The sequence below is a fragment of the Bradyrhizobium sp. UFLA05-112 genome (assembly GCF_053572325.1).
The window spans coordinates 108,161-126,061 of sequence record NZ_JBANBK010000017.1 but is presented as its reverse complement, the minus strand read 5'-3'; the positions used below and the strand labels follow the sequence as shown (position 1 = coordinate 126,061).

13 protein-coding genes are annotated in these 17,901 nt (G+C 64.9%); 1 reads left to right on the top strand and 12 read right to left on the bottom strand.

Translation table 11 applies throughout. The annotated features are described in order from the left end of the window. Nucleotides 1-227 precede the first annotated feature (227 nt). The 11 genes from SO180_RS13015 to SO180_RS12965 all read right to left on the bottom strand — a co-directional run bounded on the left by SO180_RS13015 (nucleotide 228) and on the right by SO180_RS12965 (nucleotide 13,549). Nucleotides 228-1,718 (bottom strand): AMP nucleosidase, encoded by a 1,491-nt coding sequence (locus tag SO180_RS13015; protein ID WP_449379218.1) that lies wholly within the window; start codon nucleotides 1,716-1,718, stop codon nucleotides 228-230. 206 nt (nucleotides 1,719-1,924) lie between these two features. Then, the gene (locus SO180_RS13010) at nucleotides 1,925-3,259 is read right to left on the bottom strand and encodes an HlyD family type I secretion periplasmic adaptor subunit (protein WP_449379217.1); all 1,335 of its coding nucleotides are present in this window, start codon (nucleotides 3,257-3,259) and stop codon (nucleotides 1,925-1,927) included. Then, complete coding sequence (locus SO180_RS13005) at nucleotides 3,256-5,007, bottom strand: type I secretion system permease/ATPase (RefSeq protein ID WP_449379216.1); 1,752 nt, start codon at nucleotides 5,005-5,007, stop codon at nucleotides 3,256-3,258. Before SO180_RS13005 ends, SO180_RS13010 begins: the two co-directional genes overlap by 4 nt. Nucleotides 5,008-5,243: 236 nt before the next feature. Next, nucleotides 5,244-5,513 carry a GlsB/YeaQ/YmgE family stress response membrane protein gene (locus tag SO180_RS13000; protein ID WP_449379215.1) on the bottom strand — a complete coding sequence of 90 codons (270 nt, stop codon included), beginning with the start codon at nucleotides 5,511-5,513 and terminating at the stop codon, nucleotides 5,244-5,246. A 364-nt stretch (nucleotides 5,514-5,877) separates the two neighbouring features. Next, nucleotides 5,878-6,855: an ABC transporter ATP-binding protein gene (locus SO180_RS12995; protein ID WP_449379214.1), complete on the bottom strand. Its 978-nt coding sequence runs from the start codon at nucleotides 6,853-6,855 to the stop codon at nucleotides 5,878-5,880. Continuing rightward, the gene (locus tag SO180_RS12990; RefSeq protein ID WP_449379213.1) at nucleotides 6,852-8,267 is read right to left on the bottom strand and encodes an amidase; all 1,416 of its coding nucleotides are present in this window, start codon (nucleotides 8,265-8,267) and stop codon (nucleotides 6,852-6,854) included. Before SO180_RS12990 ends, SO180_RS12995 begins: the two co-directional genes overlap by 4 nt. Then, nucleotides 8,264-8,461, bottom strand: a complete 198-nt coding sequence (locus SO180_RS12985; RefSeq protein WP_449379212.1) for a P1/P2 acidic ribosomal protein — start codon at nucleotides 8,459-8,461, stop codon at nucleotides 8,264-8,266. The genes SO180_RS12990 and SO180_RS12985 overlap by 4 nt, the downstream gene beginning before the upstream one ends. Next, nucleotides 8,458-9,519: an ABC transporter ATP-binding protein gene (locus tag SO180_RS12980; protein WP_449379211.1), complete on the bottom strand. Its 1,062-nt coding sequence runs from the start codon at nucleotides 9,517-9,519 to the stop codon at nucleotides 8,458-8,460. The genes SO180_RS12985 and SO180_RS12980 overlap by 4 nt, the downstream gene beginning before the upstream one ends. A gap of 78 nt (nucleotides 9,520-9,597) precedes the next feature. Beyond that, entirely contained in the window at nucleotides 9,598-10,500 is a 903-nt protein-coding gene (locus SO180_RS12975) for an ABC transporter permease (protein WP_449379210.1), read from the bottom strand. A gap of 210 nt (nucleotides 10,501-10,710) precedes the next feature. Then, the gene (locus SO180_RS12970; protein WP_027521379.1) at nucleotides 10,711-11,664 is read right to left on the bottom strand and encodes an ABC transporter permease; all 954 of its coding nucleotides are present in this window, start codon (nucleotides 11,662-11,664) and stop codon (nucleotides 10,711-10,713) included. 226 nt (nucleotides 11,665-11,890) lie between these two features. Continuing rightward, nucleotides 11,891-13,549, bottom strand: a complete 1,659-nt coding sequence (locus SO180_RS12965) for an ABC transporter substrate-binding protein (protein ID WP_449379209.1) — start codon at nucleotides 13,547-13,549, stop codon at nucleotides 11,891-11,893. A gap of 202 nt (nucleotides 13,550-13,751) precedes the next feature. On the opposite strand from SO180_RS12965, the gene SO180_RS12960 reads away from it, so the two are divergent. After that, entirely contained in the window at nucleotides 13,752-15,347 is a 1,596-nt protein-coding gene (locus tag SO180_RS12960) for an ABC transporter substrate-binding protein (protein WP_449379208.1), read from the top strand. 218 nt (nucleotides 15,348-15,565) lie between these two features. On the opposite strand, the gene SO180_RS12955 is transcribed toward SO180_RS12960, so the two are convergent. Next, nucleotides 15,566-17,794, bottom strand: coding sequence for a CHASE2 domain-containing protein (locus tag SO180_RS12955; protein ID WP_449379207.1), 2,229 nt, complete (start codon nucleotides 17,792-17,794; stop codon nucleotides 15,566-15,568). Nucleotides 17,795-17,901 lie beyond the last annotated feature (107 nt).

The following is a 17,901-nucleotide window of genomic DNA, read 5'->3' as shown; positions in this document are numbered from 1 at the left end:
CCGGGGCGAATGCCGGCGGCGCGCACAGCGCCGTTACACATGCTCCCAGCACGACGTACCTGATCAGGGGATTGCTCATGTCTGCTCCTGTGGCCTTGGTCAAGGGAGCCCCGGACGACGTGTAAACCCTGCTCCTCCGGTGATTATTCCGGAGGGCTTGTGCGCTCACGCAGACGTCAGCGCTGCGTACGACAGTTTTGCTGCCCTAAGCGTGCGCAAGCATCAAACTACTGAAATGCCACCTCGGCAAAGCTGCGCAGCTTGCGCGAATGCAGGCGTTCCGACTCCTGGTGCTTGAGCCGTTCGAGCGCCTTCAGGCCGATTTCGAGATGCTGGCTGACGCGCTGCCGGTAGAATGCGCTCGCCATCCCTGCGAGCTTGATCTCGCCGTGCAGCGGCTTGTCCGATACGCACAGCAAGGTGCCGTAGGGAACGCGGAAGCGATAGCCATTGGCGGCGATCGCCGCCGATTCCATGTCGAGGGCAACGGCGCGGGATTGCGACAGGCGGCGAATGACCGCAGCGCCGCTGATCTCCCAATTGCGGTTGTCGACGCTCGCGACCGTTCCGGTTCGCATCAGGCGCTTGAGCTCGAAGCCGGACAATCCCGTGACCTCCTCGACCGCCTCCTCGAGCGCGACCTGCACCTCGGCAAGCGCCGGAATCGGCACCCAGGGTGGCAATTCCTGATCGAGCACGTGATCCTCGCGGACGTAACCATGCGCCAGCACGTAGTCGCCGAGCCGCTGCGTGTTGCGCAGGCCGGCGCAATGCCCGACCATCAGCCAGGCATGCGGCCTCAACACCGCGACGTGGTCGGTGACGTTCCGCGCATTGGAAGGGCCCGTGCCAATGTTGATCAGGGTAATGCCCTGATAGCCGGGCTCGACGAGATGGAAGGCCGGCATCTGCGGTGCGCGATCCGGCGCAATGCCGTTCGTGCCGCCGCCGAACCGCGCGTTGCGGGTGATCACGTTGCCCGGCCCGACGAAAGCATCGATGCCATCCTCGCCCGAGGCGAGCCGCTGCTGGCAGAGCTGCACGAAGGCATCGACGTAGAACTGGTAGTTGGTGAAGATCACGAAATTCTGGAAGTGCTCGGGATCGGTGCCGGTGTAGTGATAGAGCCGCCGCAGCGAATAGTCGACGCGCGCCGCGCGGAACAGGGCCAGCGGCTCCGGCGCTCCGGGCGACAGCGCGAGCGTGCCGTCGGCGATCGCATCGTCCATGGCGGCAAGATCCGGTGTGTCGAACACGTCGCGCATCAGCCGCGTGCCGCCCGTATCGCCCGTGCTGATCGCCGCCTCGATGTTGATGTCACGCCGATAGGCGAAATGAATCGGGATCGGCTCGGACGACTCGCCGATCTCGACCGGCACACCGTGATTCTTGATCAGGAGGCCGATCTGCTCGGTGAGATAGGTCCGGAACACGTCCGGCCGCGTCACGCTGGTCTCGTGCACGCCGGGTCCCGCGACGAAGCCATAGGCGAGCCGCGAATCAAGTCGCGCATGCGTTGCCGTGGTGATGCGGACGAACGGATAGAACGCGCGTACGCGCGTCGCCGGCGAGGTGCCGTTGAGGTAAGCTTCGAAGTGATCGCGCAGGAATTTCGTGTTGCGCTCGTAGATCTCTTCGAGGCGGGCGACCGCAAGGCCTGCATCGGTGAAGGTTTCGGTGGCGATGGCCGGCGGGGTCTGGATGGAGGCGTGATGCATGTGTCTGACGTTGGAGGTAGCTGCTGCGTTCGAACTATATCAGGAACGTAGGGCGTAGGGTGGGCAAAGCGAAGCGCGCCCACCGTGTGTGTGCCCGCAAAAGCGGTGGGCGCGTCGCGTCGCGCTTTGCCCACCTTGCGAGACCGACGCTGCGGCACGCGCTCCCGGGCTCGATGCTTCACATCGCCCCGGAATGACCGTTCCTCTCACTTCTCCCGGAACGCCCGCATCAGCTGGTCGTGCAGCGGCTTCATCAGGTAGGACAGCATGGTGCGATCGCCGGTCTGCACGAAGGCCTCGACCGGCATGCCGGGGATCAGCTTGACTTCGCCGAGGCGGGCGACTTCTTCCGGCGGCATCGAGACGCGGATGGTGTAGTAGCTCTGCCCGGTGCGCTGGTCGGTGGTGACGTCGGGCGAGACCCGGCTCACGACGCCGCTGAGCTCCGGCGTGGTGCGCTGGTTGAAGGCCGAGAGGCGCAGCAGCGTCTTCTGGCCGACCTGGAGCTTGTCGATGTCGGTCGGATTGACCTTGGCCTCGACCTGGAGGTCGTCCTGCTGCGGCACGATCAGCATGAGGGTATCGCCGGCGGTGACGACGCCGCCGACGGTGTGCACGGTCGATTGCAGCACCATGCCATCCTGCGGCGCCCGGATATCGACGCGGCGGAGCTGATCTTCGGCGGTGACCTTGCGCTCGATCAGCTCGCCGATCTTGTCGTTGGTCTCGCGCAGATCCTTGGACACCTCGCTCACCATGTCCTTGTCGACCTGGATGATCTGGAGCTCGGTCTCGGTGATCTTGCCCTTGGCCTGGGCGCGCGAGGCGATGTACTGAGCGCGCTCGCCGTTGAGGCGGGCCGAGTCGCGTTCCAGCGTGGTCAGGCGCGAGAGTTGCACCAGGTGCTTGTCGTAGAGATCGCGGACGCCGACCAGCTCCTGCTGTACCAGCGCGATCTCCTTGTCCTTGGCCTTCTCCTGTGCGCTCAGCCCGTCGATCTCCTCGTTGAGCTGCTGAATGCGCTCGCGGAGCTGGGCCTTCTGTCCGGCACGGCCGTTCACGCGGACCTCGAACAATTTGCCCTCGCTGGCCAGCAGCGTCGCCACGTCGAAATCGCTTGCGCGCTCGAGCACCGCCTGCGGGAATTCGATCTTCGCAAGCCCGCGTTGCTCGGCCTGCAGCCGCGCGGCGCGCGCCTGGCCGGCGTCGAGGTTCTTGGTGACGATGGCGAGGTTCGCCTTGGTGACGGTGTCGTCGAGCCGCACGACGATATCGCCGGCCTTGACCAGGTCGCCGTCGCGGGCACGCACCTCGCCGACCACGCCGCCGGTCGGATGCTGCACCTTCTTGACGTTGGATTCGACGACGATCTGCCCTGGCGCGATCAGCGCGCCGGAGATCAGCACCGTCGAAGCCCAGCCGCCGAGCCCGCCGGCGAGCAGCAGCACGATCCCGAGACCGAGCAGCAGGTGAAACCTGATCGACTGCCGCACGCTTCTCTTTGCCGCGGGCTTGGCGCCCGCCATCGTCATCGTGCTCATGGTTTGGCAACTCCGCCTTCGCTGACGATCTTGATCGGCGGCGCCGGCGGGGCGACGCGCGGCTGGAGCACCTGCGCGAGCACCTGCTCCTTCGGACCGAAGGCCTGCATGCGGCCGTCGCGCAGCACCAGGATCTGGTCGACCGCCTCGACGCCGATCGGCCGATGCGCCACGACGACGACGATGGCCCCGCGCTCGCGCGCGGCGCGGATCGCGCGGGTCAGGGCCTCGTCGCCCTCGGTGTCGAGGTTGGAGTTGGGCTCGTCGAGCACGATCAGGAACGGATTGCCGTAGAGTGCGCGCGCCAGCGCCACGCGCTGCGCCTGGCCGGCGGACAGCGCCGTGCCCTGCTCGCCGACCTGGGTGTTGTAGCCCTCGCGCATCTTGATGATCATCTCATGCACGCCGGCCTCTTTCGCAGCGGTGATGATGGCATCGGAGGTCGCGTCGGGATCAAACCGGCCGATGTTCTGCGCGATGCTGCCGCCGAACAGCTCGACGTCCTGCGGCAAATAGCCGATGTGGCGGCCGAGCACGTCCGAGGCCCACTGATCGAGCGCCGCGCCGTCGAGCCGCACCTTGCCGCGCACCGGCTGCCAGACGCCGACCAGCGCGCGGATCAGCGACGATTTACCCGAACCGCTCGGGCCGATCACGCCGAGGCCCATGCCGGCATTGAGCACGAATGTCACATCCTGCACGATGACGCGCTGATCGCCCGGCGGCACGATGCTGACGCCTTCGACCGCGAGGCGGCTCGATGGCGCCTGCAACTGGGTCGGCATCACCTGGGCCGGAATTTGCTCCAGCAGGCGGCTGAGCCGCTGCCAGCTCTGCCGCGCGGCGACGAAGGACTTCCAGTGCGCGATCGCGAGATCGACCGGCGCGAGCGCGCGCGCCGAGAGAATCGAGCCCGCGATGATGATGCCGGCGGTCGCCTCCTGATGAATGACGAGATAGGCGCCGACCGCGAGCACGGCCGATTGCAGCATCATGCGCAGAACTTTTGCGATGGCACCGAGACCGCCGGCGACGTCGCTGGCGCGCTGATTGCCGGCGAGATATTTTTCGTTGGCTTCGCTCCAGCGCTGGTTGAGCCGGCCGGCCATGCCCATCGCCACAAGCACCTCGGCATTACGGCGACTGGAGGTGGCGAGATCGTTGCGCTGTGCGGCGAGGCTCGTCGCCTCGCGTGCGGGGCGGCGGGACATGAACTCCGTCACCAGCGTCAGGCCGACCAGGATGATCGCACCGACCAAAGCGGTGATGCCGATCAGCCAATGGAAGGCGAAGCAGATGGCGAGATAGAGCGGCAGCCACGGCAGGTCGAAGAACGCGCTCGGTCCCATGCCGCCAAGGAAGGAGCGGACGTTGTCGAGGTCGCGCAGGGGCTGGAGGCCTTCGTTGCGGTTGCCGACCAGAAGGGGCAGGCGCACGATGGTGTCGAACACACGCTTGTTCAAAGCCTCGTCGAGCGCAGTGCCGATACGGCCAAGGATGCGGCCGCGAATCAGGTCCAGAACACCTTGCGCGATGTAGAGACCGCCGGCGAGGATAATCAGGCCGACCAGCGTCGGGATGCTGCGGCTGGGCAGCACCCGGTCATAGACCTCCAGCATGAAGATCGACCCGGTCAGATAGAGCAGGTTGATCATGCAGCTCATCAACCCGAGACCCAGGAACGCTGCGCGACAGGCGCGCAAGGCATTACCGAGTTCAGAACGGCGCAAGCCGGGAACTGCTGCCATCAGTCGCTTTCCACCGGATGAGGGGTAAAACCCCTGATTTCACAAGCTAAATTTGGGGTACTCGACGCCGATTAATATCGCGTTTGTGGCTGTCGTCCAATGCACGACAGTTGATCAATAATCTGGCTCAAAAACCTCTAGCGCGGCCGCGCTGCGGCGCAAATCCACGAATTCCACAGGTTTGCGGCTGCCGCGGCGAATTTGTCGTCGCGGCAGCCGGTTTTCGCAACGGATCGCTAGAGCCGGCCGCCGCCGCGCAGCAGGCGGACCACCAGAAGCAGAATGATGGCGCCGATCGCCGAGTAGATGATCTCCGAAACCAGCCCGACGCCGAGATGGATGCCGAGCCGCGGGAACAGGAAGCTCGCGACAAACGCGCCGGCGATGCCGATCACGATGTCGCCGATGATGCCGAACCCGCTTCCGCGGACCACCTTGCCAGCAAGCCAGCCGGCAACCAGGCCGACGAACAGGATGACGATCAGGCTTTGGCCAGAAATGTACATAAGTTGAAGTCCCTCTCCGTGAATGGGGGCGCATGGAACCGGAACCGGGATGAATGGGAACTGAATGCCTCTTCACGTCTCCCCCGAAGGCCTCATCCCGACAAAACGTCGAAAACAACCCCATGCAAAGTAGAACTGGCCTGGCGAGGAGACGCCCGGCGAATCGCAGCAACTCAGTGCCGGTGCTTGAGATTCTCGAGGTCAGGAGCACACCGCTCATTCCCTCCCCCCTTGCGAGGGAGAGGCAGGGAGGGGGGTAGCCCCAAGTGATGTCGGCGGCGTTTGTGGCTACCCCTCTCCCCCACCCTTCCCCCACAAGGAGGGAGGGTGCGCGGCCGATTCGTGAATGCAGCCTCCGCAAATATTACGAGGTAACCGTCGCCGATTCGGCCAGCACGCACCGCGCCGCCCTGCCCGGTCCCACCTGCACGTTTTCCGGCAGTTGCTCCAGGCACCGCGGCTGGGCGACGGCGCAGCGGGGAGCGAAGGAGCAGTTGTGTGGCTTCTGGCCAAGCGATGGCGGGGTGCCGGGGATGGTCTCGAGCCGCGCGCCGCGCTTAGCGCCATGAATGGTCGAGGCGAGCAGGCCCCTGGCATAGGGGTGCACCGGCGCGCGGACGATGTCGCGAAGGCTTCCCTGCTCTACGATCTGGCCGGCATACATCACCGCGACACGGTCACAGATCTCGATCGCCACGCCGATGTCGTGGGTGACGAAAATGACGGACATGCCGAACTCGCGCTGCAGCTCGCGCAACAGCAAGAGGATCTGGATCTGCACGGTGGCATCGAGCGCGGTGGTCGGCTCGTCCGCGAGCAGGATCTTTGGCCGGCAGGCGAGCGCCAGCGCGATCATCGCACGCTGGCGCATGCCTCCGGACATCTCGTGCGGATAGGCATCGAGCCGGCGCTTTGCGGAGGGGATGCGGACGACCTCGAGCATTTCCAGCGCGCGCCCCCGCGCTTCCGCATAGCTCTTGCCTTCGTGACGCACCACGCTCTCGGCGATCTGCGCGCCGATGGTGTAGACCGGATCGAGCGCGAGCGCCGGCTCCTGGAAGATCATCGACACTGTCTGGCCGCGGAATGAAGAGAGCTCCTCCTCGCCCATGGCCAGCACGTCGCGGCCCATGACGTTCACGGCGCCCGAGATCTGGGTGCGCTTCTTCGGCAACAGCCGCATCAGCGCACGCAACGTCACGCTCTTGCCCGAGCCGGACTCGCCGAGCAGGCCCAGCACCTCACCATCACCGAGCGAGAGAGCGAGATCGTTCACGGCAAAGACCGTGCGCTCGCCGGTAAAGCGGATGTTGAGGCCTGAGATCTCGACGAGCTTTGTCATGACGGCAGCTTCGGCACCTTGGCATGATGGTCGGTCGCGCGCTGGAACGCGGCGCCGATGGTGAGCAGGGTCGCTTCATCGAACGCGCGGCCGATGAGCTGCATGCCGACCGGCAGGCCGCTTTTGGTGAAGCCTGACGGCACGACCAGCGACGGCAGGCCAAGATAGTTCACCGGACGCGTGAACAGCGTCAGTCGCTGCAACACTGCCGGCGCATTCGCGTCTCCACCGACATCGCTCTCGGCAATCGTCGGCGCTGGCACCGGCGAGACCGGCGCGATCACCGCATCGACGCCGGCGGTGGCCGCATGATGGGCTGCGAGCGCAGGGCCACGCCAGCGCATCGCTTCGAGATAGGTGATGGCGGGAACCGCAAGCCCGTTCTGGAGCCGCATCAATACCTGCGCGCCATAATCCTGCGGACGCTCGATCAGCCAGCGCTTGTGGAAGGCGGCGGCCTCCACTGCCAGCACGAGCTGGCTCGCCGCCTGCAATTGCCGCTGGTCGGGCAGCTCGACCTTGACGATGTCGGCGCCCTCGCGCTTGAGCACGACGATGGTCTCGTCGAGCACGCGCGCGACCTCGCCGTCGAGATCATCAACATAGAAGGATGCGGGCACGCCGATCTTGAGACCCTTCAGCGAGCCTTTCGTCGCGGCAACGTAATCCGCCACGGGCTCGGCGCTCGCGGTCGGATCCTCGGGGTCCGGCCCCGCCATCAGTGCGAGCAGCAGCGCGCAGTCCTCCGCGGTCTGCGCCAGCGGACCGACGGTGTCGAGCGACTGCGACAGCGGCATCGCGCCGGCGCGGCTGATGCGGCCCCAGGTCACCTTCAAGCCGGTGACGCCGCAGAAATTCGCGGGCATGCGGATCGAGCCACCAGTATCAGAACCGAGCGCGGCGAAGGTCAGCCGCGCGGCGACCGCCGAGCCCGAGCCCGACGACGAGCCGCCGGTGATGTGCGCGACGTTCCAGGGATTGCGCACCGGACCATAATGGCTGTTGTGACCGGTCGGCCCATAGGCGAACTCGGCCATGTGGAGGGTGCCGAGCCGGACCTGGCCGGCATCCTTCAGGCGCTGCAGAGCCGTCGACGTCGTGGTGGCGACATAGTCGCGGCGGATCAGCGAGCCGCAGGTCACGACCTTGCCCGCGTCGTAATACATATCCTTGTGCGCGAGCGGCACGCCGTGCAACGGCCCGCGCACCTCGCCCGCCGCAAGCGCGGCATCAGCTTCCTCCGCCGCCTTCAGCGCGGCCTCGGCCTCAACAGCCATGAAGGCGTTGAGATGCGGCTGCCACTCGGCGATGCGGTGCAGCAGCGCGCGCATCACCTCATGCGAGGACAGTTGCTTCATCGCGATCGCGCGTGCGACCTCGGTCAGCGTCATCAATGCGGGTTCGGTGCTCATGCCGAAACCTTCGTGGTTTGCGCAATCACGAAAAGCGCAGGCTCCAGGTCCATCGGCAGCGTGCCGGCGATGGTTGCGAAGCCGTCAAACACGGGACCCATGGAGTTGGCGATGCGGGTCGCGGTCTCCTCGTCGACGGGCACGCCTACTGTGTCGGCGATGGCCTTGACGTCTTTTGCAGTCGGTCTTGTCATGCTGTTCCCTCTTGCGACGCGCGGCTGTGGCCCGATCCCGGTATCGCCATATAGCACGCGGCCTCGTGGCCCATTGTATCGAGCGCGGTGAGCTTTGGCGTGGCTTTTGCGCAGAGCGGCTCCGCAAAGGGACAGCGGGTGTGGAAACGGCAGCCGGAGGGCGGATCGATCGGGTTGGGTGGATCGCCGGAAATCGGCGGCGTCTCGGTGCGCTTGTCGGGATCGGAAGACGGCATCGCCGCCAGCAGCGCGCGCGTATAGGGATGGGCGGGCGCGTCCCAGACCGCATCGACCGGGCCGAGCTCGACGACCTCGCCGAGATACATCACCAGCACGCGATCCGAGATGTAGCGCACGACGTTGAGGTCGTGGCTGATGAAGAGATAGGTCAGGCCGAACTCGCGCTTGAGGTCGGCAAGAAGGTTGAGCACCTGCGCCTCGACCGACTTGTCGAGCGCGGAGACGGCTTCATCGAGAATCACCAGCCGCGGCGACAACGCCAGCGCCCGCGCGATGTTGACGCGCTGGCGCTGGCCGCCGGAGATCTCGTGCGGGTAGCGGTTGGCGAAATTTTCCGGACGCAAGCCGACCTTGCCGAGCAGTTCGCGCGCGAGCGCACGGGCCGCGCTGTCGGCCATGCCGTGAACCTTGGGGCCGAAAGCGATGGATTCCTCGATCGTCAGGCGCGGGTTGAGCGAGGCGTAGGAATCCTGGAACACCATCTGCATGCCGCGGCGGAGCTCGCGCAAGCTGAGCGCCTGACCGACCGTCATGCCGTCATAGATGATGTCGCCGGCATCGCGCGGCATCAGATGCATGAGGAGCCGCGCAGTGGTCGACTTGCCACAGCCGGATTCACCGACGATGCCGACCGTCTCGCCCTTGGCGACGGAGAAGGAGACGTTGTCGACGGCGCGCACCGTGCGCTTGGCGGCGAACAGCCCGCCACGCACCGGAAAATGTTTTGTGAGGCCATTGACCTGAAGCAGCGGCTGCGCGACGCCGCCGACGTCCTCGACGGGCTCCAGCATTTCAACGGATGTGTTGCTCTCGCTCATGGCCGCGCTCCTTCACCTCTCCCCATCGGGGAGAGGTGTACGGAGTACGCCGCGGTAGCAGGCCTCTGCATCATCGTCTCAGTTCCTGATGTCCATGGCGCTGCGCAGGCCGTCCGAGAGCAGATTGAAGCAGATCGAGACCGCGAAGATCATCGCGCCCGGAAGCGCGGCGACCCAGGGATTGACGTAGATCGCGGTGCGCAGCGTGTTCAGCATCAGCCCCCACTCCGGCTCCGGCGGTTTCGTGCCGAGCCCGAGGAACGAGAGACCGGCGGCCAGGATCATCGAGACCGAGATCAGGCTGGTCGCATAGACGAAGATCGCGCCCAGCACGTTGCCGAGGATGTGCACGCGCATGATGGTGACGGGCCCTGCACCGGACGCCCGCGCGGCCTCCACAAAGTCCATGTTGCGCACGCCGGTGGTGACGCTTTCGGCGACGCGGGTGATCTGCGGCACGAACACGATGGTGAGCGCCACGATGGAATTGAGGATGCCGGCACCGAGCGCGCCGGAGATCGCGATCGCGAGCAGCACGGAGGGGAAGGCGTAGAACACGTCGACCGTGCGCATGATCGCGGTGTTGAGCTTGCCGCCGACGTAACCGGCAATGATGCCGAGCGAAGTGCCGATGCCGAAGGCGAGGATGACCGGCAAGATGCCGACGACGAGGGAGAGACGTCCGCCATAGATCAGCCGCGCCAGCATGTCGCGGCCGAGCTCGTCGGTGCCGAGCGGATAGCCTGTCGTGCCGATGTGGCGCAGGCGGCGGATCATCGAGCCCTTATAGGGGTCCTCGAGGCCCAGCCAGGGTGCGAGCAGCGCGGAGAGGAAGATCAACAGCAGCACCAGCGCGCAGGTCATGCTGACCTTGTCGCGCAGGATGCGGCGGCCGACGGTCGCCCAGTAGCCGCGCGCCTTTGTGGCGGGCGCAGCCTGCAGCGCGGCATCATTGGTCGCAGACAGCGGAAGCTCGCTCATTGGCCGGCTCCCGGTTCGCATTGATTCAATCGGTGCAGGCCCAGGGCGCGGTGCACCTCTCCCGCTTGCGGGAGAGCTCGCGCCGAAGGCGGGGGTGAGGGTTCTCTCCTCTTGGGGATTCTCGACTGCGGAGACACCCTCTCCCCAACCTTCCCCCGCAGGCGGGGGAGGGAGCGCACCGGTTGCGTGGCAACAGCCAGGCTCATCCCGCTAGCCTCGCTTGATGCGCGGATCGATCGCGGCTTGCGCGATGTCGACCAGCAGGTTGAGGAAGACGAAGAACAGCGCCAGCACCAGAATCGTGCCCTGCAACAGCGGCAGGTCGCGCTGGAAGATCGCGGAGTTCAGCAGGAAGCCCGAGCCCGGCCAGGAGAACACGGTTTCGATGAGGATCGAGCCGCCGAGCATGTAGCCGAGCTGGAGGCCCATCACCGCCAGCGCGGTGGGCGCAGCGTTCTTGATGACGTGGCGGAACACGCCGGTTTCGCGCAGGCCCTTTGCGCGCAAGGCCTCGACGAAATCCTGGCTGAGAATGTCGCCGGTGAGCGCGCGCACGGTGCGGGTGACGATGCCCATGGGAATCACCGATGTCGTGATCGCCGGCAGCACGAGATATTGCAGATGCGCCCAATCCCAGGCCCAGGCGCCGGAGCCGCCGGGACCCGCACCGACCGCGGGCAGCCAGTTCAGCTCGACCGAGAAGATGATGACGAGCAGCATGCCGAGCCAGTAATGCGGCACCGAGACGCCGGCGATGGCAAAGGACGTCGCGAGCTTGTCGATCCAGGTCTCGCGGAAATAGCCGGCGATGAGGCCAAGTAGGATCCCCATCGTGAAGCCGATGATGGCGGCCGCGATCGCCAGCGTGACGGTGTTGCCCACCGCGCGCATGACTTCGGCAAGCACGGGGCGTCCCGTCGCGATGGAATTACCGAGATCGCCGTGCAGCGCGCGCAAGAGCCAGAGGCCGAACTGCACCGGCAGCGGCCGGTCAAAGCCGTAGGCCGCACGAAGCTGCGCCGCGAGCTCCTGCGACGCATCGGCCGGCAGCACGGCGACGAGCGGATCGCCCGGCGTTATATGCACCAGCAGAAAACACACCAGCGCCACGCTGATGACGATCGGGATGACGTAGACGATGCGTCTGGCGATATAGGCGAGCACGTTGTTCACTCGAAATGGAGCGTTGATCTCTCAGTCGTCATGGCCGGGCTTGACCCGGCCATCCAAGTTCTTGCTCCGTCATTCTGGGGGCGGCTCGAAGAGTCGAACCCTGAATCTCGAGATTCCGGGCTCGCCCTGCGGGCGCCCCGGAATGACGGGGCGAGTGGATAGACGTGGATGCCCGGGTCAAGCCCGGGCATGACGAATGGATAGAGTGAAGTCGACCTCACGGCACCATCGACACCGGCGAGAAGTCGACGAACCAGCTCTTGGGCTGCACGAAGCCTTTCACCTTCGGGCTCATGGCGCGTGGAGCGACGTCATGGGCGACGTAGAGGAAGGCGGCGTCGTCGACGGACGCGGCGTGCAGCTCGGCGAGCGCCGCATCGCGCGCGGCGGGATCGAACGTCTGCCGCGCCTTGGTGACCAGCTCGTCGAATTTGGGGTTGTTGATGTAGCCCCAATTGTTCGAGAGGGGCGGCGCCATTGACGACTGCAGGAAGCGCACCAGGGCGAAGAACGGATCCATCGCAGCATAGGTCACATTGACCGCGTTGGAGCCGTTGGCGGAAGCATCCTTGGCGCCGCGCCGCCAGTTGTTGACCAGCGTATTCCACTCGATGACGTCGAATTGCACGTCGAAGTAGCATTCGGCCAGTGCCTGTTGGAGATATTCGTTCATCGGCAGCGGCATCATCTGGCCCGAACCCGAGGCCGAGGTCTGGATCTTGACCGCCAGGTGCTTGCTCGGACCATAGCCCGCCTCTGCCATCAATTTCAGCGCGGCTGGCTTGTCATACTTGATCAGGAAGGTCGGATTGCCGCGCCAGGGATGGCCGGGCTCGAAGGTCCCGGTCGCCGGCACCATGTATCCGCCGAGCAGGCCGTCTCGCAGGCCCTCCCGGTCGATACAGAGGTTGGCCGCTTTGCGGACGCGGATGTCGTTCCAGGGCGAGCCTTCGACCCGCGAGAACTGCCACGGCCAGACATGAGGCTCTTCGTTGGAGTAGATGACGAAACCGCGCTGCTTGATCTGGGCAATCGCGTCGGGCGCGGGCGCCTCGACCCAGTCGACCTGCCCCGACAGTAGCGCCGCGGTGCGCGCATTCGCCTCCGGCATTGGCAACAGCACCATGCGGTCGACATGCGGAACGCGTGCCTTGTCCCAGTAGTATTCATTCCTGGCGAGCTCCAGCCGCTCGCGCGGCGTAAAGCTCGTCATCTTCCACGGACCGGTGCCGGAGGCATCGCGTGCAAATGCTTCCCATGCGGCGGCCGATTTCGCCTTCGCATCGGCGCCGCTGGCGGCGTCATAAAACTTCTGCCATTTCGCAGGGCTCGCCATGAACAGATTGGAGAGATTGATCGGCAGGAAGCTGTCCGGCTCCTTGGCGGTCAGTTCCACCGCGAGGTCGTCGATCTTGCGAGCGGACAGCAGCGTCGGCATGCGCGAGGCGGTGAGGCCGACCTGGCTCGGGTCGTATTGCGGGGCATCCTTGTTCAGCACCTTGTCAACGTTCCACACCACAGCATCGGCGTTGAAGTCGCTGCCGTCATGGAATTTCACGCCAGGGCGCAGCTTGAAAGTCCACTTCTTGTGATCGGTCTCGTCGACCTTCCACTCGGTCGCAAGCCCCGGGATCAGCACGCTCGGCTTGTCGGCCGAGGAGAGGTCCCACATGGTCAGTGCGTCGTACATGGTAAGACCGGTGAAGCGGTTGCCTTCGAACCCCTGGTCGGGCTGACCGAGCGTGCGTGGAATATCGGCAGCGGTCATGCCGATGCGCAGCACGGTTTCGGCACTGGCCGCACGCGGGCAGGCCGCTGCGGTCGTAAGCGCCAGCGCCGCAATCAATGCCGCGCGGGTGGTTTTTTCGATAAGCATCGCCTCAATCCTTTTCCCGATATCGATGACTATTTTTGATGCAGGCGCATGCAATGGTTATGCCAAATGGGGGAACTTATTCTGCAAATTGCCCCTGCGACGACAAGTCCTTGTGATGCTACGCTGGTGAAGGCACTGCGCTGCCTATTCTGGCATCAAGATTGCAAGTTCGGCTCCAGATTTTTCGTTGGGAGCTTTGGTCATGCGCAATCGAATCTCGACCGCTCTTGCCGTGCTTGCGCTGGCGTTCTCCGCAATCTCGGCACGCGCCGAAACCGTGGTGCGTTACGGTATCTCGATGGCGGACATTCCGCTGACCACGGGCCAGCCCGATCGTGGCGCCGGCGCCTATCAGTTCACGGCCTACACGATCTACGATCCGCTCGTCGCATGGGAGATGGACGTCGCCGATCGGCCGGGCAAGCTGGTGCCGGGGCTCGCCACCGAATGGAAGGTCGACGACACCGACAAGACCAAATGGCGCTTCACCCTGCGCAAGGGCGTGAAGTTTCACGACGGCAGCGACTTCAACGCCGACGCGGTGATCTGGAATCTCGACAAGGTGCTCAACGACAAGGCGCCGCAATTCGACAAGCGGCAGAGCGCGCAGGTGAAGACGCGGCTGCCTTCCGTCGCGAGCTACGCCAAGATCGACGACGATACGGTCGAGATCACCACCAAGACGGTCGATTCGTTCTTCCCCTACCAGATGCTCTGGTTCCTGGTGTCGAGCCCGGCGCAATACGAGAAGCTCGGCAAGGACTGGGACAAGTTCGCAAGCCAACCCTCCGGCACCGGCCCGTTCAAGCTGACGAAGCTCGTGCCGCGGGAGCTCGCCGAGCTCAGCAAGAATCCGGACTACTGGAACAAGAAGCGGACTCCGAAGGTCGACAAGCTCGTGCTGGTGCCGATGCCGGAAGCGCTGACGCGCACCAACGCGCTGCTGGCCGGACAAGTGGACTTGATCGAGACGCCCGCCCCCGACGCCGTGCCACAGCTCAAGGCCGCCGGCATGAAGATCGTCGACAACGTCACGCCGCATGTCTGGAATTATCATTTGAGCGTGCTGCCGGGCTCGCCCTGGACCGACATTCGCCTGCGCAAGGCGCTCAATCTCGCGATCGACCGCGATGCGGTGGTCGGGCTGATGAACGGGCTTGCGAAGCCCGCGAAGGGTCAGGTCGACCCGTCGAGCCCGTGGTTCGGCAAGCCGACGTTTGAATTGAAGTACGACCTCGCTGCCGCGAAGAAGCTGGTCGAGGAAGCCGGCTACTCCAGGGACAAGCCGCTCAAGACCACCTTCATCATCGCGCAGGGCGGTACCGGCCAGATGTTGTCGCTGCCGATGAACGAATTCCTGCAGCAGAGCTTCAAGGAGATCGGCATCGATGTCGATTTCAAGGTCGTCGAGCTCGAGACGCTCTATACCCACTGGCGCAAGGGCGCGGCTGACGAGATGAATGCCGGCATCACCGCCAACAACATCGCCTACGTCACCTCCGACCCGCTCTACGCCATCGTGCGCTTCTTCCACTCGGGCCAGATCGCGCCGGTCGGCGTCAACTGGGGCGGCTACAGAAGTGCGAAGGTCGACGCGTTGATCGACGAAGCCAAGCAGACGTTCGACACTGCGAAGCAGGACGAGCTGCTGGCGCAGGCCCATGCAGCGATCGTCGACGACGCCGTGCTGGTCTGGGTCGTCCACGACACCAACCCGCATGCGCTATCGCCCAAGATCAAGCAGTTCGTGCAGGCGCAGCACTGGTTCCAGGACCTGACGACGATCGGGGTGGAGTGAGGGGCGGCACTTCGGCGCGTCAGAACCCGCCGTCGTCCTGGCGAAAGCCAGGACGACATTGAATATGCTGCCGCACCCCGCTACTTCATCGGCAGCATTGTAGGGTGGGCAAAGCGACGCGTGCCCACGTCTTGTGTCAACGATGCTGAACGATGGTGGGCACGGCGCAGCGCGCCTTTGCCCACCCTACGAAATCTGAACATGCTGCCGCAGCCCCGCTACTTCGTCAGCAGTGCGAACGCGCCGTTCCAGTCGTCTGGTGGCGGGCTCGCCTGATAGTTCCTGATGCGCGCCTCGTAGAGGCCGAACAGCTTTTCCAGCGTGTCGGCGTCCTCGCTTCTGCGGCCGCGCTCGATCGCGTCCAGCGCGCCCTGCCAGTCGCGGCTGCGGTAGCAGGCGAGCATCTCGATGGTCGTGTTGCGCAGGCGCTGGAAGGCTGCCGAATGCATCACGTCCTCGCGGCCGGCGATGGCATAGATCACCTCCGGCTCGGTCTTGCCCTTCACCATGATGAAGTCGAGCTCGAGGATCGCGAACTTGTCCTTGGCGGCGAGCGCGGTCTTGGAGCCGACGATGATGGGGAAGCCGTAGTCCTTGGTCTGCCCTTCCAGCCGCGAGGCCAGGTTGACGCTGTCGCCCAGCACGGAATAGTTCTTCTTCAGATCGGAGCCCATGTTGCCGACCACGCCGATACCGGTGTTGAGGCCGATGCCGACGTTGAGCGGGATGTAGACGTGGCCGCCGTCAGCGGCTTCCTGCTTGCGCTCCTTGTTGACCGCGTCGATCTGCTCGAGCATCTGGATCGCGGCCTCGCAGGCGTTGATTTGATGCTGCGCATCGTCGAGCGGCGCGTTCCAGAACGCCATGATGGCGTCGCCCATGTATTTGTCGATATAGCCCTTTCGCTCGATGATCACGTCGGTCAACGGCGTCAGGAAGCGGTTCATCAGCGCGATCAAGCCCTGCGGATCGTGCTTGTAGCTTTCCGAGATCGTGGTGAAGCCGCGCACGTCGGAGAACATGATCGTCATCTCGCGCTCCTCGCCGCCGAGCACGAGCTTTTCCGGCGACTGCGCGAGCTGCTCGACCAGCACGGGCGACATGTATTGCGCGAACTGGCCGCGGATCTGCTTGCGCTGCTGCTGCTCGCGCACGAAGCTTGCGAAGATCAGCGTCAGATAGATCGCGGTGGTCGATAGCAGTGGATAGGTGGGATCGATCAAGAGGCGATAGTGCACATACCAGTACCAGGAGAAGCCGCCCAACACCGAAGCAAACAGCGCGCCGACGCCGACCAGTGTCACGGGCCCGAACTTCGGCGCGAAGGTGATCACAAGGAGGCCCATGATGATGGCGGCGAAGAACTCGATCGCGATGCCGTAGTTCGGCTGCGAGATGATCGAGCCGGTGATCGCGCTTTCCAGCACCTGGGCATGGATCTCGACGCCGGGCATGGCGGGATCAACCGGCGTCGTCTTGATATCGTTGAGTCCCGCTGCCGAGGTGCCAATCAGCACCAGCCGCTGCGCGATCCTGTCCGGTGCAACGCGTCCCTCCAGCAGGTCAACCGCCGGCACATAGATCGAAGGATCCTGCGGCGCGAAATGCACCCAGAGCAGGCCGTTCTTGTCGGTCGGGATCGAGAAGCCCTTCACGCCGACGCTGCGGATACCTTCGCGATCGGTCTTGACCAGCATGGTGTCAGAGCCGGACACCACGCGCAGCATCTCGAAGGTCAGCGACGGCAGTATCACGCCCTGGGCCTGCGTGATCATCGGCGCCCGCCGGACGATGCCGTCGCGCTCGGGTTTGATGGTCAGCAATCCGCGGCCGGCGGAGGCGGCCTCGAGCACGGCCGTATTTCGCAGCAAGCCTGGAAATTCGTACAGGAAACGATGCGGCTCCTCACCCAGGGTCGCAAGGCCGGTCTGCGGAAGCTTCTTGTCGAGCTCCGAGTTGCTGACCGGTAGGCCGGTCTCGCCCAGCACGACGCGGGAACGCTTCATCGCCTCGGCAAACATCTGGTCGTTGCTCGGCAGCGCCCTCAGCTTCTCGCGCGTCGCCTCGTCGAGGTTACGAAAGGTCTCGGCCGCGATATCGGGATTGAGCCGATCGGGCTCGGGGAACATCACGTCGAAGGCGATCGCGGCCGCACCAAGCCGCGTCAGGTTGGTGACGAGGTCGGCGAGCTTGGTGCGCGGCCATGGCCACTGGCCGACCGCCTTTAGGGTCCGATCGTCGATATCGACGATGACGACGGGCCTCATCGTCTTCTTGCGGGCATCGAACTTCTGGAAGTAGTCGAAGGTGCGGACACGAAGCTCCTCGACCGGTCCCGGATCGGCGAAACGCAGAGCGGCGAAGCCGACGAGCAGCGCAAGGCAGACCAGCCGCGCGTAGCCGAACCTGCGCGCGAACCACCGCCGCCATATCCTGAGCCGCTTCATGCCCGTTGGACTTCCCGTAACCCGATCAGGTTCGATCTTGGATCGTCAGGACGCAAATGGCCATGGCCGCAAGGGACGATCCGGGGATTTTTTGCTACCCCGTCGCA